13 protein-coding genes are annotated in these 16,630 nt (G+C 63.3%); 7 read left to right on the top strand and 6 right to left on the bottom strand.

Going from position 1 to position 16,630, the window contains the following annotated elements:
* Positions 1–285 precede the first annotated feature (285 nt).
* The 3 genes from HF916_RS21550 to garD all read right to left on the bottom strand — a co-directional run bounded on the left by HF916_RS21550 (position 286) and on the right by garD (position 3,709).
* Complete coding sequence (locus HF916_RS21550) at positions 286–1,215, bottom strand: SMP-30/gluconolactonase/LRE family protein (protein ID WP_168790842.1); 930 nt, start codon at positions 1,213–1,215, stop codon at positions 286–288.
* Positions 1,212–2,054, bottom strand: a complete 843-nt coding sequence (locus tag HF916_RS21555; protein WP_168790843.1) for an NAD-dependent epimerase/dehydratase family protein — start codon at positions 2,052–2,054, stop codon at positions 1,212–1,214. The genes HF916_RS21550 and HF916_RS21555 overlap by 4 nt, the downstream gene beginning before the upstream one ends.
* A 65-nt stretch (positions 2,055–2,119) precedes the next feature.
* Positions 2,120–3,709: a galactarate dehydratase gene (gene garD, locus HF916_RS21560; protein WP_168790844.1), complete on the bottom strand. Its 1,590-nt coding sequence runs from the start codon at positions 3,707–3,709 to the stop codon at positions 2,120–2,122.
* A gap of 224 nt (positions 3,710–3,933) precedes the next feature.
* Between garD and kdgD the strand changes: the two genes are divergently transcribed.
* The 3 genes from kdgD (at position 3,934) to HF916_RS21575 (ending at position 7,357) form a co-directional block, all read left to right on the top strand.
* Positions 3,934–4,851, top strand: a complete 918-nt coding sequence (gene kdgD, locus HF916_RS21565) for a 5-dehydro-4-deoxyglucarate dehydratase (protein ID WP_168790845.1) — start codon at positions 3,934–3,936, stop codon at positions 4,849–4,851.
* Between the two features lie 208 nt (positions 4,852–5,059).
* The gene (locus HF916_RS21570; RefSeq protein WP_168790846.1) at positions 5,060–6,412 is read left to right on the top strand and encodes an MFS transporter; all 1,353 of its coding nucleotides are present in this window, start codon (positions 5,060–5,062) and stop codon (positions 6,410–6,412) included.
* 201 nt (positions 6,413–6,613) lie between these two features.
* The gene (locus HF916_RS21575) at positions 6,614–7,357 is read left to right on the top strand and encodes a FadR/GntR family transcriptional regulator (protein ID WP_054040224.1); all 744 of its coding nucleotides are present in this window, start codon (positions 6,614–6,616) and stop codon (positions 7,355–7,357) included.
* 101 nt (positions 7,358–7,458) lie between these two features.
* Here HF916_RS21575 and HF916_RS21580 read toward each other — a convergent pair whose 3' ends face one another.
* Complete coding sequence (locus tag HF916_RS21580) at positions 7,459–9,042, bottom strand: aldehyde dehydrogenase (NADP(+)) (RefSeq protein ID WP_168790847.1); 1,584 nt, start codon at positions 9,040–9,042, stop codon at positions 7,459–7,461.
* 222 nt (positions 9,043–9,264) lie between these two features.
* Here HF916_RS21580 and garL point away from each other — a divergent pair, with 222 nt between their 5' ends.
* The 3 genes from garL (at position 9,265) to HF916_RS21595 (ending at position 13,241) form a co-directional block, all read left to right on the top strand.
* On the top strand, positions 9,265–10,065 hold the full coding sequence (gene garL / locus HF916_RS21585; protein ID WP_168792104.1) for a 2-dehydro-3-deoxyglucarate aldolase: 801 nt from the start codon (positions 9,265–9,267) through the stop codon (positions 10,063–10,065).
* A 31-nt stretch (positions 10,066–10,096) separates the two neighbouring features.
* On the top strand, positions 10,097–10,990 hold the full coding sequence (locus HF916_RS21590) for a 2-hydroxy-3-oxopropionate reductase (RefSeq protein ID WP_240975461.1): 894 nt from the start codon (positions 10,097–10,099) through the stop codon (positions 10,988–10,990).
* Positions 10,991–11,225: 235 nt separating this feature from the next.
* Complete coding sequence (locus tag HF916_RS21595) at positions 11,226–13,241, top strand: glycoside hydrolase family 28 protein (RefSeq protein WP_168790849.1); 2,016 nt, start codon at positions 11,226–11,228, stop codon at positions 13,239–13,241.
* Positions 13,242–13,408: 167 nt separating this feature from the next.
* Here HF916_RS21595 and HF916_RS21600 read toward each other — a convergent pair whose 3' ends face one another.
* Both HF916_RS21600 and HF916_RS21605 read right to left on the bottom strand, forming a co-directional pair.
* Positions 13,409–14,701 carry an MFS transporter gene (locus HF916_RS21600; RefSeq protein WP_168790850.1) on the bottom strand — a complete coding sequence of 431 codons (1,293 nt, stop codon included), beginning with the start codon at positions 14,699–14,701 and terminating at the stop codon, positions 13,409–13,411.
* Between the two features lie 29 nt (positions 14,702–14,730).
* Positions 14,731–15,567 carry an NAD-dependent epimerase/dehydratase family protein gene (locus tag HF916_RS21605; RefSeq protein WP_168790851.1) on the bottom strand — a complete coding sequence of 279 codons (837 nt, stop codon included), beginning with the start codon at positions 15,565–15,567 and terminating at the stop codon, positions 14,731–14,733.
* A 393-nt stretch (positions 15,568–15,960) separates the two neighbouring features.
* On the opposite strand from HF916_RS21605, the gene HF916_RS21610 reads away from it, so the two are divergent.
* A complete protein-coding gene (locus tag HF916_RS21610; RefSeq protein ID WP_168790852.1) occupies positions 15,961–16,503 on the top strand; it encodes a DUF2867 domain-containing protein in 543 nt (180 codons plus the stop codon).
* Positions 16,504–16,630 lie beyond the last annotated feature (127 nt).

The following is a 16,630-nucleotide window of genomic DNA, read 5'->3' on the forward strand; positions in this document are numbered from 1 at the left end:
AGTCTATAAAACGCAGTTTGAGTTGTACAGACGGTATTTACCCGCACCAGGACGGCATCCGGCACGGATGACCGATGTATCACGCGGCGAGTCCCCACGCCAGCTGGCACGGCGCTGCCGGGGTAAACCGGTATCTCCTGGGCACGCTGTTTTTCGTAGCAGAATTGTGACGAGACCGTAGTCTTTACACCACAATGTTGTACGACGACCTATGAATATCGAGCAGACAAACAAAGGGCGCCGGACATGTCGACATGCCCGGCGCCCTTTTCGCGCAAGCTCCGCTTACAGTTTGCCCGCGAACTCCGGCTCGGGTAACCCGGTTACACCAGGACGCACGGCGAACAGATGGCCGTCGTGCTCGCTCGCGTTCGCAGCGGGACGAATCGACGTAACGAACAGCGTATCCAGATCGCGCCCACCGAATGCGCACATGGCCGGCTTGATGGCCGGCACGGCAATCTGCCGGTCCAGCTTGCCTTCGGGTGTGAAGCGCAGCAGCAGGCCCGCGTCGTTCGCGCAAATCCAGTAGCAGCCGTCGGCGTCCACCGCGGCGCCGTCGGGACGGCCCGCATGGTGATTCAGATCGGCGAACACGCGACGGTTGCGCGGCTCGCCGGTTTCGACGTCGTAATCGAATGCCCAGATCTGCCTGCGCAACGGATGCGAGTCCGACAGATACATGATCGTGCCGTCCGGCGACCACGCGAGGCCGTTCTGCGTGATGAGCGCGTCGACGACCGGCGCGGACAGCACGCCGCGCTCGTCGAAACGATAAAGCGCGCCGGCCGGCTTGGCCGCCGCCATGTCCTGCACCATCGTGCCGGCCCAAAAGCGCCCTTGCCGGTCGCAACGGCCGTCGTTGAATCGCATGTCGTCGCAAGCGAAATCCGGTGTGGCGAGTTTGCGCCCTGTCACCTGCACGGGTTCGCCGTTGGCCGTGGACTCAGTCAACGTGACCGCAAAAAGCCCCGTCTCGCAGCCGGCCAGCACCGTGCCGCGATGATCGAACGCGATGCACGCGACTTTCTCCGGCAACAGCCATTCAGAGCGTTCGCCCGAATCGATCCGCAAGCGCACGATTTTCTGCGCCGGAATATCCACCCAATACAGCGCTTGTTCCGCAACGCGCCAAACCGGACTCTCGCCGACCGAAGCCGGCGCCTGCCCCGCTGCCTCGACTCGCTCCACTCGCGGGTTCGCTGCGGCGCTCACCGCTTCGGTTCCATCGGACCGGCGAGCACGAACGGGCCGCCCTGAAAACGCTGCGTCGGATCGTCGAGATCGGCAGTGGGCGCAGTGACTGGAAAGAGATGCTCGAATTCGACCGAACTGTCCTGCGGACGAAAACCGAGGAACGCGGCCTTGGTGTTATCCACCCACTTGGTCCGGTTATCCGACACGCCGTAGACGATCGCGTGACCCACGCGGTTGGTGAACAGCGAGCAGCGCACCAGTTCGATGAGGTCGCGAAAGCTCAGATAGGTCACGAGCATGCGCGGATTTTTCGGTTGCTCGAACGACGAACCGATGCGCAGGCACACCGTCTCCAGACCGAAGCGATCGAAGTAGTAACGCGACAACGATTCGCCGAAGCACTTCGTCACGCCGTACAGGCTATCGGGACGCAGCGGCGCGTCGGTATCGACCACCTCCGTCACCGGATGAAAACCCACCGCGTGATTCGAGCTTGCATACACGATGCGCTTCACGCCCTGCTTCTGCGCCGCCGAATAAAGGTTGTACAGGCCGCGGATATTCGCTTCGAGCAGATCTTCGAACGGCGCCTCGACGGAAATGCCGCCGAGGTGAATCACCGCGTCCACGCCTTCGAGCAGCGCGTGAACCGCGGCTTCGTCCGCGAGGTCGACGGTCGAGGCTTCCTCGTGCGCCGCCACGTCGCCGAGCGGTGCGATATCCGTGATGCGCACGATATCGGCCCACGCGGCGAGCGCGCCGCGCAGTTGCTTGCCGAGGTTGCCCGCCGCGCCGGTGAGCAGCAGACGGCGAAAGGGTTTCTGTGCCGCGCTGCGGTCAAGGTTCGAGTCAGTCATGTTTCTATATTGGTATGAGTGCGATCAGAATCAGCCAGCCGGGCCGGCCGGATCAAGCGGACCAATCAGGTCACCGGCGCCGGATTGAACAGCGTCAACGCATTGTGGAGCTTGAGTTTTTCCGCGCAAGTCTCCTTGCGGCCGCTGGCGACGTCGAGCATCAGACGGAACAGTTCCCAGCCCACCTCTTCGATGGTCGCCGCGCCGGTCGCGATCGTGCCGGCGTTGATGTCCATCAGATCATGCCAGCGGCGCGCCAGATCCGAGCGCGTCGCGACCTTGATGACGGGCACTTCGGCGAGGCTGTACGGCGTGCCGCGGCCCGTGGTGAAAACGTGCAGGTTGATACCCGCCGCGACTTGCAGCGTGCCGCAGATGAAGTCGCTAGCCGGCGTGGCCGCGTAGATCAGGCCTTTCTGGCGAACCTTCTCGCCGGGCGACAGCACGCCGGAAATCGCCGAGTTGCCCGACTTGATGATCGAGCCCATGGCCTTTTCGACGATGTTCGACAAGCCGCCCTTCTTGTTGCCCGGCGTGGTGTTGGCGCTGCGATCCGCGCCGCCGCGCTTCAGATAATCGTCGTACCACTGCATCTCGCGGATGATCGCCGCGGCGACCTCCGGGTTGGCCGCGCGCGCCGTCAGTTGATCGACGCCGTCGCGCACTTCGGTGACTTCGGAGAACATGACCGTGGCGCCGGCCCGTACCAGCAAGTCGGTCGCGTAGCCCACCGCCGGATTCGCGGTGAGACCGGAGAACGCATCGCTGCCGCCGCATTGCACGCCGATCACGAGATCAGCGGCAGGACAGGTTTCGCGGCGGCGATTATTCAAGCGCTTCAGATGACCGTCGGCCATTTTCATGATCGACTCGATCATCGACTGGAAGCCGACGTGCGCTTCGTCCTGAAGCACGACGACGTCGCCGTTCAGATCACCCTCGATATCGCCGATGTCCGCGACTTCCGCCACATTCGCGGCCGCGGCGATCGGAATCGTACCCGGCGGCATCAGGCGCTCGGGCTGCAACTTCTCGCAGCCGAGGCTGACCATCATCACCTCGCCGCCGAAGTTCGGATTCAGGCTGATGTTGCGCACGGTGCGGATCGGCACCATCGCGTCGGGCGCGTCGATCGCGACGCCGCAACCATAGGTGTGGCCGAGGCTCACCACGTCGTCGACATTCGGGTAGTTCGGCAGCAGTTCGGCCTTGATGCGGGTGACCGCATGCTGGACCACGTCGGCCACGCATTGCACCGTGGTCGTGATGGCGAGAATGTTGCGCGAGCCGACCGAACCGTCCGCGTTGCGGTAGCCCTCGAACGTGTAGCCCTCGAGCGGCGGCATCTCCGGCGCCTTGATCGTGGCGATCGGCAGATCTTCGAGTCCCGGCGGGCTCGGCATGCGAATCACGTGTTCGTTGATCCAGCTGCCCTTCGGCAACGTCTTCAGCGCATAGCCGATCACCACGTTATAGCGGATGACCTCGTCGCCCTCGGCCAGGTCGGCCAGCGCGACCTTGTGCCCTTGCGGTACGCGCTCACGCAGCGCCAGACCATCGGGAAATACCGCGCCCTCACCCAGCCCGCCGTCGTTGACGACGATCGCGACATTGTCATTGGGGTGAACGCGAATGTAGAGCGGAGATTGTTCCATTGCATCGATCCTTATGGCGTTGTACGCCTGCTGCGCCAGCTATTCATACGTCATCCTACAACATGAAATATCGCGCAGACGTTCCGTATTTACCCTAGGGCAAGCATTATGCCGTGAAATGACCGTTGAGTTAGCCGATTTGTTGTTGTACGATGACGTATAAGAAATCTCAATTTCTACCGATCAAACCAACCGCGAACCATTCGACGCTCTGGATACTCATCATGACGACACCGCAGGAACTCAAGCAGATCGTTTCCGAAGGCCTCCTGTCCTTCCCCGTTACCGACTTCGACGAACAAGGCGATTTCCGCGCCGACACCTATGCTGAGCGCCTCGAATGGCTCGCTCCTTACGGCGCGTCGGCGCTGTTCGTCGCCGGCGGCACGGGCGAATTCTTCTCGCTCACGCACAACGACTATTCGAACGTCGTGAAAACGGCTGCCGAAGTCTGCAAAGGCAAGGTGCCGATTCTCGCCGGCGCTGGCGGCCCGACGCGCGTCGCGATCGCCTATGCGCAGGAAGCCGAGCGTCATGGCGCGAACGGCATTCTGCTGATGCCGCATTACCTGACGGAAGCCTGCCAGGAAGGTATCGCCGCGCACGCGGAAGAAGTCTGCAAGTCCGTGCCGAACATGGGCGTGATCATCTACAACCGCGCGAACTCCAAGCTTAACGCCGATATGCTCGAAGGGCTGGCCGAGCGCTGCCCGAACCTGATCGGCTTCAAGGACGGCGTGGGCGAGATCGAAAACATGGTGACGATCCGCCGCCGCCTCGGCGACCGCTTCTCCTATCTCGGCGGCCTGCCGACCGCGGAAGTCTATGCCGCGGCCTACAAGGCGCTGGGCGTGCCGGTGTATTCGTCGGCGGTGTTCAACTTCATCCCGAAGACCGCGATGGACTTCTACCGCGCCATCGCCGCGGACGACCACGCGACCGTCGGCAAGCTGATCGACGAATTCTTCCTGCCGTATCTGGCGATCCGCAACCGTCGCGCAGGCTACGCGGTCAGCATCGTCAAGGCGGGCGCGAAGCTGGTCGGCCACAGCGCCGGTCCGGTCCGCGCACCGCTGACCGATCTGACGGAAGAAGAAATGGGCAAGCTGGACGCGCTCATCAAGACGCTCGGCCCGCAGTAATCCGGCTGGCGTAACCGCAGCAATCAACACCCGGCGGCCGTGCGAACGATGGCCGCGTAGACGGCACCGCAAAGAGCGCCCGGGACGGTAACGTCGCCGGGCGTTTTTTGTACCGCCGCACGAGCACGTATCGAAAGGCCCGTGGCCGCTCATTGCGCCACGACGCCTGGGAGTCCGCTCCCGCGCATAAGAAATTCAGGAGATGACCATGGAAATGAGCCGCACGGCGAGTGCCGCCCACGTCGCAAAGCGCACCCGAGTCCGCTATGGAATCCTGCTGCTGATCTTTCTGATCACGACCTTCAACTACGCGGACCGCGCCACGTTGTCGGTGACCGGCTCGGCCATGCGCGCCGAGTTTGGCTTCGACGCGATCCGCATGGGCTACATTTTCTCCGCGTTCAGTTGGGCCTACGTGTTGTCGCAACTGCCGGCTGGCTGGCTGCTGGACCGCTTCGGCGCGCGGCGCGTCTACGCAGCGAGCATTTTCTTCTGGTCACTCTTTACGCTGCTGCAAAGCTCCATCGGCTTGCTGGGCAGCGCGGCGGCCGCCGTCACCGCGCTGTTCGTGCTGCGCTTCGCGATGGGCGCGGCCGAATCGCCGGCGTTTCCGGCCAATGCCAAGGTGGTGGCGAGCTGGTTCCCGACCAACGAACGCGGCACGGCGTCGGCCATTTTCAATTCGGCGCAATACTTCGCCGCGGTCATCTTCACGCCGCTGATGGCGTGGCTTACCCACGCATTCGGCTGGCACATGGTCTATGTCGTGATGGGCGTGATGGGGCTTCTGCTCGCGCTCACCTGGCTGAAGGTCATGAAGAATCCCGCGGACCATCCGCGTGTTTCGCGCGCTGAACTGGAGTACATCGAACAGGGCGGCGGCGTGGTCGACGGGCAGAAGAAAACCCGCTCCACCGACAAGATCGAAAATACCGGCGGCTGGTCTCTGGTTCGCCAACTGCTCAGCAACCGCATGCTGCTCGGCGTCTATCTCGCGCAGTACTGCATCAACGTGTTGACCTACTTCTTCCTGACCTGGTTTCCGATCTACCTCGTGCAGGCGCGCGGCATGACCATCCTGCAAGCGGGTCTGGTCGCCTCGCTGCCGGCGATTTGCGGATTCTCCGGCGGCGTGCTCGGCGGCATTCTCTCCGACGGGCTGATCCGCCGTGGTCATTCGCTGACGATCGCGCGCAAGGTGCCGATCGTCGGCGGCATGCTGCTGTCGGTGTGCATCATCGGCTGCAATTATGTTTCCACCGATTGGGTCGTCGTCGCACTCATGTCGCTCGCGTTCTTCGGCAAAGGCATCGGCGCGCTCGGCTGGGCTGTCGTCGCCGATACATCGCCGAAGGAAGCGCTCGGCCTGTCCGGTGCGATCTTCAATATGTTCGGCAACGTCGCCGGCATCGTGACGCCGATCGTGATCGGCTATCTCGTGGCGAAGACCGGGTCGTTCAACGGCGCGCTGGTGTTCGTGGGCATCAACGCCCTGCTCACGGTGTTCAGCTATCTCGTGATCGTGAAAGACATCAAGCGGGTCGAACTGCGGCCGAGCTGATCACGCAGCGGTTATCGTACTTCCCTGCGGACGGCGAAATGAGTGTCGCCGCAGCGTGAAACGCAGGCTAGAAAGGGACTCCGGCGTGGTATCGGACGCCGGCCCGCAAAATGATATGGCGTGGTTATAATCAGTCGTCAGACGACGGTATAATGAAACGCATGAAGTGTCTGCAACTATCTGATTCAAGGGGCGTTTTCGATGGCTACACCACTGGCATCCGCGGCACCGCCACGACGCGCGCGTAATCTTGCCGAGTTCGTCGTCAGCTACGTGACCGAGCAAATTGCGTCCAACGCCTTGAAGCCCGGCGACAAACTGCCGACCGAATCGCAACTCATGGTCACGCTGAGCGTGAGCCGCACCGTCATCCGCGAGGCGATTTCGCGTTTGCAGGCGGGCAAGATCATCGAGACGCGGCACGGCATCGGCAGCTTCGTGCTGGAACCGCAGCGCGAAAAGCTGGGCATCGACATGGTGCCCGCCACCACCCTGCGCGACGTGTTGTCGATTTTGGAACTGCGCATCAGCCTGGAAACGGAATGCGCGGGTCTCGCCGCCCAGCGCGCCAAGCCGGACGACCTCGCGCGCATGCGCGCCGCGCTCGACGCGATCGAAGCCACGCGCCATAACGGGCTGGACAGTGTCGACGCCGATCTGCAGTTTCATATCTCAGTGGCGCGCGCCACCGGCAACCGCTATTTCGTCGACATCCTCACGCAAATGGGCAGCGCGCTGATTCCGCGTAACCGGCTCGACTCGGCGGGCATTGCGCGCGCGGAACCGGACGCGTATCTGTCGCTCGTCAATCTCGAGCATGAAAGCATTCTCGAAGCGATCACGCGCCACGACGCGGAAGGCGCGCGCGCGGCCATGCGCATGCATCTGTCCAATAGCCGCGAGCGTCTGCGGCGCGCCAACGAAGCCGCTGAGGCGAATAGCTGATTCGGTTCGCCTTCGAATCGGGTTCGCCTCGGCGGACCCAATAAAAAAATATGGCCGGGATATCCCGGCCATATTTTTCATCTCACTCGATCATTCGCCACTTAGCTGCGCTTGATCTCGCCATCGCGACGACGCCACAGGTCCAGCGGGTTGCTGTCAGTCAGCGCTTCCGGCAGCAGATCGGCCGGGAAATCCTGGTAGCACACCGGACGCAGGAACCGCTCGATCGACGTCGTGCCAACCGACGTCGCGCGGCTATCAGATGTAGCCGGGAACGGGCCGCCGTGCACCATCGCGTGCGACACCTCGACGCCCGTCGGGAAACCGTTCACCAGAATCCGGCCGGCCTTGCGTTCGAGAATCGGCACCAGCTTTTTCGCCGCCGGCAGATCGGCGCTGTCCATCTGCACCGTGGCGGTCAACTGGCCGTCAAAGTACTCAGCGACCGCGAGCAGTTCCTGCTCGTCCTTGCAACGCACGATGGTCGACGCCGGGCCGAACACCTCGTCTTCCAGCGCGGGCGTGGCGAGGAACGTCTGCGCATCGGTCACGAACAACGCGGCGCGCGCCTGGGTCGGGCCGCTTGTCTCGACACCGCGAGCCGCGGCCTCGACGCCCTTCGTCGTCGCCAGCTTGCCCTCGCCTTCTGCGTAAGCGGCGCAGATGCCGGACGTCAGCATGGTTTGCGCGGGCTTGCCACTCAGCGCGTCGGAGGCGGTGGCGATGAAACGCTCGAGCGTGTCGCTGTCGACGGCAATCGCGAGACCCGGATTGGTACAGAACTGACCGGCGCCGAGCACCAGCGAATCGACGAAGCCGCGCGCGATGCTCTCGCCACGCTCAGCCAGCGCATTCGACAGCAGGAACACCGGATTGATGCTGCTCATTTCCGCGTAGACCGGAATCGGCTCGGCACGCGCCGCCGCGACGCGCATCAGCGACGTGCCGCCCGCGCGCGAACCGGTGAAGCCAACGGCCTTGATCGCCGGATGCGCGACCAACGCCTCGCCGACGGAATTACCCGCGCCGACGATCATCGAGAACACACCTTCAGGCAAGTCCATTTCCTGCGCGACACGCTGGATCACGCGGCCGACCATCTCCGAGGTGCCGAGGTGAGCGCGATGCGCCTTCACCACCACCGGGCAGCCGGCTGCGAGCGCCGCCGCCGTGTCGCCACCCGCCACCGAAAACGCGAGCGGGAAATTGCTGGCGCCGAACACCGCGACCGGGCCGAGCGGAATCTTCTGCATGCGCAGGTCGGAGCGCGGCAGCGGCTTGCGCTCCGGCAGCGGCGAATCGAGCGTGGCGGCGAGCCACTGGCCGGCGCGCACGACTTGCGCGAACAGCTTGAGCTGGCCGGTGGTACGGCCGCGCTCGCCTTCGAGACGCGCCTTCGGCAGACCCGATTCCTGGTGCGCCCGTTCGATCAGCGCATCGCCCAACGCCGTGATGCCGTCGGCGATACGCTCGAGAAACTCGGCGCGCACCGTGAGCGGCAGTTGGCGGTACGGATCGAACGCCTGCTGCGCCAACTCACACGCCCGTCCGACGACGGCCACCGAGCCGCTGCCAAAAACCGGCTCCGCGATATCGGATCCCGTGGCAGGATTGAACGCATGCAATGGTTTTTCCTCGCCGCGCACCGCTTGGCGGCCGATCAGCATTTCGCCGGTAATCAACATTTGCTTTCCTTGAGTGAAGGCCTAAGATATAAGTCATCCTACAACATTGTGAGGCATGCGCGCAACCTCAAACGCTTGCCTGGCGAGGAATTCGGGTTTACGTGGCCGTTACAACCGGCGAGGCCGGTGCTAATCTGCAACCAAGACATACGACGACCTATAACTCATGTTGAGCCGTCGTCGGAGCTTGCCCGATCCATTGTCGTTCGAGGAAACCAGCCCATGCCAGCCGTTACACCTTACCAGCCCTTACCCAATAGTTTCCGCCGGGCAGTCTGCGGCGGTGAAACCCTGATCGGCTGCTGGGCGTCGCTCGCCAGCCCGATCGTCACCGAGCTGCTCGGCATTGTCGGTTTCGACTGGATGCTGCTGGATGCCGAGCACGCGCCGAACGACGTCCTCACGCTGATCCCCCAGTTGATGGCGCTCAAGGACAGCGCCAGCGCACCGGTCGTGCGGCCGCCCGCCAACGACAGCGTGTTCATCAAGCGGCTCCTCGACAGCGGCTTCTCGAATTTTCTGGTGCCGTTCGTGGAAAGCGCCGACGACGCAGCCCGCGCTGTCGCCGCTACGCGCTACCCGCCGCAGGGCATTCGCGGCGTGTCGGTAAGTCATCGCGGCAACCATTATGCGACCGTGGCCGATTACTTTAGCGTCGCCAACGACAACGTCTGCGTGATCGTGCAAATAGAAAGCCGTAAAGCCGTCGACGCGATCGACGAGATTCTCGCCGTCGACGGCGTGGACGCCGTGTTCGTCGGCCCCTCCGACCTTGCTGCCGCTTACGGCCAACTCGGCAACCCGAATCATCCCGACGTGCAACAGGCGATCGCGCGCGTGTTCGAACGCGCGCAGGCCGCGGGCAAGCCCAGCGGCATCCTCGCCCCGGTGCAGGCCGATGCGGAGCGCTATATCTCCATGGGCTGCCGCGTCGTCGCGGTGTGCGCGGATATGGGGCTGCTGAAAGGCGCCGCGCAGACGGTTCAAAAACACTTCATGCAGAAACAGGCGGGCCAGCAGTAACCCGGCCGCCATGACATCTTCGGAGCATTCCATGCAAAAAGCAGGCTTTATCGGACTCGGCATCATGGGCAAGCCCATGGCCGCCAACCTACTCAAGAACGGCGTCGCGCTGGCAGCGTTCACGCGCAGCGGCGTGCCCGACGATCTCGTCCAGGCGGGCGCCGTCGCGTGCGACAGCCCCGCCGCCGTGGCCGCGCAGGCCGACGTGATTTTCATCATGGTGCCGGATACGCCCGACGTCGAGCGCGTGCTGTTCGGCGAACAGGGTCTTGCGAGCGTATTGCGCGCGGGACAAACCGTGGTCGACATGAGCTCGATTTCGCCGATGGCCACGCGCGAGTTCGCGGCCCGCGTGCGCGAGAGCGGCGCGGAGTATCTGGATGCGCCGGTGTCGGGCGGCGAAGTCGGCGCCAAGGCGGGCTCGCTGACCATCATGGTGGGCGGCGAAACGGCGACCTTCGAGAGCGTCAAGCCGCTCTTCGACATGATGGGCAAGAACGTCACGTTGATTGGAGGCGTCGGCGCCGGCCAGGTGTGCAAGGTGGCCAACCAGGTGATCGTCGCAGCGACCATCGAGGCAGTCGGCGAGGCGCTGTTGCTCGCCTCCAAGGCCGGTGTCGATCCGGCGCGCGTGCGTGAGGCGCTGATGGGCGGCTTCGCGTCGTCGCGCATTCTCGAAGTGCACGGCGAACGCATGACCAAACGCACCTTCGATCCGGGCTTCCGCATTGAACTGCACCAGAAGGATCTGAACCTCGCGCTCTCGACCGCGCAATCGCTCGGCGTGTCCCTGCCGAATACCGCCACCTGCCAGGCGCTGTTCAACGCCTGCGTCGCGCACGGCGGCAAGGCGTGGGATCACTCGGCGATGGTGCGCGCGCTCGAATTCCTCGCCGATCACGAAATCGGCCAGAAAACCGCTTAAGCCGCTCGCCGCTTTTTGATGCGCCGCTCCGCTTGCCCTAAAAGATAGGCAAGCAGCGGCGCATTCGTGCGTTCGCCTCCTTCGCCGCGAGTTGACAAAAGTTGCGTCGTTTTCATCGGCAAAGTCTTTTTACAAATATTAAGGATACCTTACGTAAACAAAACAGTTTCGACGAGCTGCATCTCGAAAGTAGCAACGATTATTGACAACGCCCGCAAAGGGCAAGGAGACATCCGTGGCAACCATAGATAGAACCAACGGCAAGCGGGCAACATCGAAAACGCCCGGCCAGGCTGAACCGAATTCTCCCGCTCGCCGCGCGTTTATCGTGCTGGCGGGTACGTCAGCGGGGGCAACCCTGCTCGGTGGTTTGTCTGCATGCGGCGGTTCCGTCAACGGCGGCACATCCGCGCCGCCTGTCGTACAGGATCCGATCTGGGGAACCTCCGGCGCCGCGACGCAGATCATCGCGTCCTTGCAAGGCATCACCCAATCGATGTTCGCGGCACGCGATTTCGTGGTCACGCAGTACGGCGCCGCGCCGTGCGCCGTGGTCGCCGCAACCAATCCGTACACGGGCTCGGCATCGGTCGCGAGTCCCGGTTCGAACCTGACCAACGCAGCCGCTTCGTTCGACTCGCGCCCCGCGTTTCTCGCCGCCATCCAGGCCTGCAACGCGGCCGGCGGCGGACGCGTGGTCGTGCCGGCCGGCACATGGTATTGCGCCGGACCGATCGTGCTGCTGAGCAACGTGAACTTCCACCTCAGCGCGAACTGCACGATCTATTTCAGCCCGAACCCGGCGGACTACGCAAAGGACGGCCCGGTCGCCTGCGGCGCCAACGGCAATCTGTTCTATAGCCGCTGGCAGGCGAACGATTGCCTGAACTACGGCTCGCCGGTCTACGCACGCAACCAGACCAACATCGCCCTGACCGGCGAAGACGCGACCTCGGTGCTCAACGGGCAAGCCATGACGCCGTTCGCCGGCAGCGGCAACACCGCCACGTGTTGGTGGACCTTCAAGGGATCGAATGGCGCGTACGGTTGCGTGAGTTCGTCGACGCCGTCGCAGGCGTATCTCAATCCGAAGAACGTCGACCTGAAGACCGCCGCGCCCGGCATTTCCGACACGCTCTATGCGCAACTGACCAGTCCCACGACACCCTGGCAGGAGGACCAGAACTACCTGCCCGCACTCTCCGAAGCCGGCGTGCCGGTTGCGCAGCGAGTCTTCGGCGTCGGCCACTATCTGCGCCCGTGCATGGTCGAGTTCATCGGCTGCACGAATGTGTTGATGGAGAACTACAGCACGAACAACACGCCGTTCTGGCAGCATCATCCGACCGATTGCAAGAACGTCGTGATTCGCGGCGTGACGACCAACAGCATCGGCCCGAATAACGACGGCTTCGATCCCGACGCCTGCAACAACGTGTTGTGCGACAGCGTCACGTTCAACACCGGCGACGACTGCATTGCGATCAAGTCGGGCAAGGATCTGGATACGCAATACGGCCCCGCGCAGAATCACGTGATCCAGAACTGCGTCATGAACAGCGGCCACGGCGGCATCACGCTCGGCAGTGAAATGGGTGGCGGCGTGCAGAATATCTACGCCCGCAATCTGCAGATGCTGAATCAGAACTGGGCGACCAATCCGCTGAACATCGCGATTCGGATCAAGACGAATATGAATCGCGGCGGCTTCGTGAAGAACTTCTATGTCGATACCGTTACGCTACCGAACGGCGTCAGTCTGAAAGGCGCGGGCTACGGCAGCGCGTTGCTGAGCGGCAGCCCGATCAACGCCACGGTGCCGCTCGGCGTCGTGACGGCGAGCGCGGCCAATCCGTCGGCGGCACAGGGCGGCCTGATCACGTTCGACTGCGATTATCAACCGGCGAACGACGCCATTCGAATCCGGCCGGCGGTCGTGCAGAACGTGAACATTTCGAACGTGACGGCGAGCAACGTGACGCTCAACGGCGTGACCGGCTCGTGCTTTCAGGCGATCGTCGCTCAAGGCCCCGTCGCGTTCGACTACAACGGCGCGGCCCCGACGCCGACCATTCCGCCGATCAGCGGCGTGATGATCTCTAACTGCAATCTCGGCACGGCGGTCTCGGCCGGACCCGCGAGCGCGACCACGCCTGGGCCGATCTACGCGTACAACGTCAATGGCATTACGTTGAGTAACGTGGTGATTGGCGCGACGGTCTATAACACGACAGTCGTTGATAAGCGTTAAGCAGCAAGCGGTTGAACGGCTGGGCGAAGCGCGAGCTTCGTCCAGCCGTGAAGATTCAGGACATGCAGTGAACAAGGCAAAAAAATGGCGGCGCCCGAAAGCGCCGCCATTTCCATTTTCCCGGCTCGACTGATCAGCGTCCGGAATTCATCGTGACCCGGCCAGACTCACTTGACCACCGCGCCAGTCGGCGTCCAGTGCGGCTCCGGCGTCTTGTCGGCGCTCTTCGCCAGCAGGCACACCACAGCGGCCGCGATGATGTCGAACACCGCCAGCACCACGAACAGCGGACTGTAGCCGATCTGCGTAACCAGCACGCCGAACAGCGCCGTGAACGCAGCAGCGCCCAGATAGCCCGCCATGCCGCCCATGCCGGTCGCGGTAGCGACTTCGTTCTTGCCGAACATATCGGACGTGATCGCGTACAGCGCACCCGATAAGGTTTGATGCGCAAAACCGCCGACGCACAGCAGCGCCACCGCCACATAAGGACTCGCCACGAGGCCCACGCAAGCCGGTCCGATCATGAACAACGCGCCGACCACGAACACCATCTTGCGCGACGTGAACAGCGACACCTTCGCGTACTTGTGAAACAGCGGGCTAAGATAGCCGCCCAGCACGCAGCCAATGTCGGCCGCCAGAAACGGCATCCATGCATACAGCGCGACTTCCTTCAGGTTCATGTGACGCTCGGTCATCATGTACAGCGGAATCCACGCGTTGAAGGTCTGCCAGGCCGGTTCGGAGAGCATGCGCGGAATCCCGATCGCCCAGAAGTCGCGGCTACCGAGCATCGCGATCCAACTGCGCTTGGCGGCGCCGGCGTCGCTGTGCTTCGTTTCCTGGCCGCTGAGAATGTAGTCGCGTTCAGCGTCGCCCAACAGTTTCTGGTTGCGCGGATGCTTGTAGAGCACCATCCACAGCACGCTCCACACAATCCCGGCCACGCCGACGATCACGAAGGCCAACTGCCACTCGCCGCGCAGCAACGCCCACACCACCAGCGGCGGCGCTAGCAACGCACCGATCGACGAGCCGATGTTGAACCAGCCGATCGCCACCGAGCGCTCCTTGGCGGGGAACCACTCGCTCGTCGCCTTGACGCCGGCCGGAATGCCGGCCGCCTCGGCGATGCCGAGCAGGCCGCGGAAGAACGCGAGGCTGCGCCAGCCCGTCGACCACGCCGCCGCCGCGCAAGCCAGCGACCATGCCAGCGCGAACGCCGCAAAGCCGATCTTGGTGCCGACCGTGTCGAGCAGGAAGCCCGCGACCGGCTGCATGAATGCATAGCAAAGCTGCCACGCCACGACCACGTGCGCATACTGCTCGGTGGTGATGTGGAGGTCTTTCATCAGCGTCGGCGCCGCGACTGACAGCGTATTGCGCGCGAGGTAATTGATAATGAGCCCGGCCGCGACCAGACTGACCATCCACCAGCGGATGCCCTTGATTTTCATTGCTGCGTCTCCTCGTGATCCTGAACGGCTCAAACAGGCCGCGTAGCGGAAGCGGCCGAGCCGTCCGGAGCGGCATCATCGCGCGAATAATCGATACCCACGAAGCTGCCGCCCTGGAAGCGCTGGCCCAGCGCGTCGAGCGGATTCGGTCGCGCGAGAATTTCTTCCGCGTAGACCTCGGCATCCTGCGTCGGCTGATAGCCCAGACGTTCGGCGCCGCTGTTGTCCCACCAGCTGCGGGTGTTGGCCGACACGCCCCAGATGGTCAGGAAGCCTACGTTCTCCGCTTCGACGCAGCGATCGAGGAAATGCAGCAGATCGCGATGACCGAACCAGGTGCTCAGGTGCCGGGGCTCGGTCGGCCGTTCGAGACAACTGCCGATGCGCACGCAAACACTTTCGATGCCGTGCTTGTCCCAGTACATTCTGGCGAGCGCTTCGCCCCACACCTTGCTCAATCCGTAGAAACCGTCCGGACGCAGTTCGCAGTCGAGGCTGAGATGCTCGGTGACCGGATACATGCCGATCGCGTGATTGGAGCTCGCGAACACGATGCGCTTCACGCCCTGCCGGCGCGCGCCTTCGTACACTTCGACGAGCCCGCGCAGATTGTTTTCGATAATCTCGGGCAGCGGACGCTCCACGCTCGTGCCCGCGAAATGGATCAGGACGTCGACGCCTTCCAGCAGACGATCCACGACCGCCGGATCGCGCAGGTCGCCGTGCATCACGTCCTCGCCTTCCACGAGCGGCACGAGGGCCTTCGAGCCCGCCGCCGAACGCAACGGCGTGCCGCGTGCGATCAACGCCGCGCGCACCACCGAGCCTAGCTGGCCACCGGCTCCACTCAGAGCAATCTTCTTCATAAGGTTCCTTTCCTGCGCCGCGCGCGATCGAACTGGGGTACAGCAGTCGCTTCTGTCATGACGACGGTATTGACCTGTTCAGCGATAGTTGTACGATAACGTACTATCAGCGATGCTAGGCCGGATTTCAATTAGGCACTTACCCTTATTCATGCTTGCTTACAGCTAGATTTCCCCTATTAAACAAGCAAATACGCGGCGCCTATTCATGTGACATCGTATAACTAGAAACGTGTTTTTAGGCGGAATCCGCGACGTGCAGAACCGCGTCGGCCGGCTGCGCGCAGGCGCACGCAAGCGCGTAGACTTGATGCGCTCACGCGTAAGCCGAGCTGCCGCCATGACCCGGCGCAGCGCCCCTCGTCGATTCATTGTTTAGCGCCGCACGTCACCATGCTCACTGCCCACTGTCCCGTGCAATCCGTCGCCCTACCGGCTGAATCAGGCGTCGCGCGTTTGTACGACGCGCCGGACCTGGCCGACGCGTATGCCGTCCGCCTGCCCGAGAACGCCATCGACGATCCGGAATTGCTCGCGCGCTTCGTGTTCGCGCATCAGGCGGGATGGGTCGCGAGGTTGATGAGCGTGCGCGATGCGATCGTCGCGCGTGTTGGCTTGAAGACTGCCAGGCAGTTACGCAGCATCAAGGATCCCGCCGCCGCAAGGGAGCGCCTCGACATCTTCAGGATCTATACGCGTAGCGCGCACGAGATCATTCTCGGCGAGAACGACCGTCATCTCGACTTCCGGGTGTCAGTGCTGCAGCAGACCCGTGGCACACGCGAAGGCCGCTCGCGCTATCTGATCCTGTCCACCGTCGTGCATTGCCACAATCGACTCGGCCGTTTCTATATTCTCGCGATCGCGCCGTTCCACCGGCTGGTGGTGCGCTCGTCATTGCGACGAGCGGCGCGCATCGGCTGGCCGACCGCCTGAAACGGCTCGAACCGCGGGCGCGAGTACGGCCCGCGGTTCAGGTTCGAGTTCGACCGGTCGCGCGTGCCTGCCCGCGACCCGCCGCACTCGCGGCATCAACACATATCACCGCACCACCGCGTCACTG

This window comes from Paraburkholderia aromaticivorans (genome assembly GCF_012689525.1).
Taxonomy (GTDB): domain Bacteria; phylum Pseudomonadota; class Gammaproteobacteria; order Burkholderiales; family Burkholderiaceae; genus Paraburkholderia; species Paraburkholderia aromaticivorans_A.

Excerpts from the sequence above, each read along its gene's own strand:
- HF916_RS21555 (WP_168790843.1), bottom strand. The coding sequence starts at position 2,054 with ATGACTGACTCGAACCTTGACCGCAGCGCGGCACAGAAACCCTTTCGC.
- garD (WP_168790844.1), bottom strand. The coding sequence starts at position 3,709 with ATGGAACAATCTCCGCTCTACATTCGCGTTCACCCCAATGACAATGTC.
- kdgD (WP_168790845.1), top strand. The coding sequence starts at position 3,934 with ATGACGACACCGCAGGAACTCAAGCAGATCGTTTCCGAAGGCCTCCTG.
- HF916_RS21570 (WP_168790846.1), top strand. The coding sequence starts at position 5,060 with ATGGAAATGAGCCGCACGGCGAGTGCCGCCCACGTCGCAAAGCGCACC.
- HF916_RS21575 (WP_054040224.1), top strand. The coding sequence starts at position 6,614 with ATGGCTACACCACTGGCATCCGCGGCACCGCCACGACGCGCGCGTAAT.
- HF916_RS21580 (WP_168790847.1), bottom strand. The coding sequence starts at position 9,042 with ATGTTGATTACCGGCGAAATGCTGATCGGCCGCCAAGCGGTGCGCGGC.
- garL (WP_168792104.1), top strand. The coding sequence starts at position 9,265 with ATGCCAGCCGTTACACCTTACCAGCCCTTACCCAATAGTTTCCGCCGG.
- HF916_RS21590 (WP_240975461.1), top strand. The coding sequence starts at position 10,097 with ATGCAAAAAGCAGGCTTTATCGGACTCGGCATCATGGGCAAGCCCATG.
- HF916_RS21600 (WP_168790850.1), bottom strand. The coding sequence starts at position 14,701 with ATGAAAATCAAGGGCATCCGCTGGTGGATGGTCAGTCTGGTCGCGGCC.
- HF916_RS21605 (WP_168790851.1), bottom strand. The coding sequence starts at position 15,567 with ATGAAGAAGATTGCTCTGAGTGGAGCCGGTGGCCAGCTAGGCTCGGTG.
- HF916_RS21610 (WP_168790852.1), top strand. The coding sequence starts at position 15,961 with ATGCTCACTGCCCACTGTCCCGTGCAATCCGTCGCCCTACCGGCTGAA.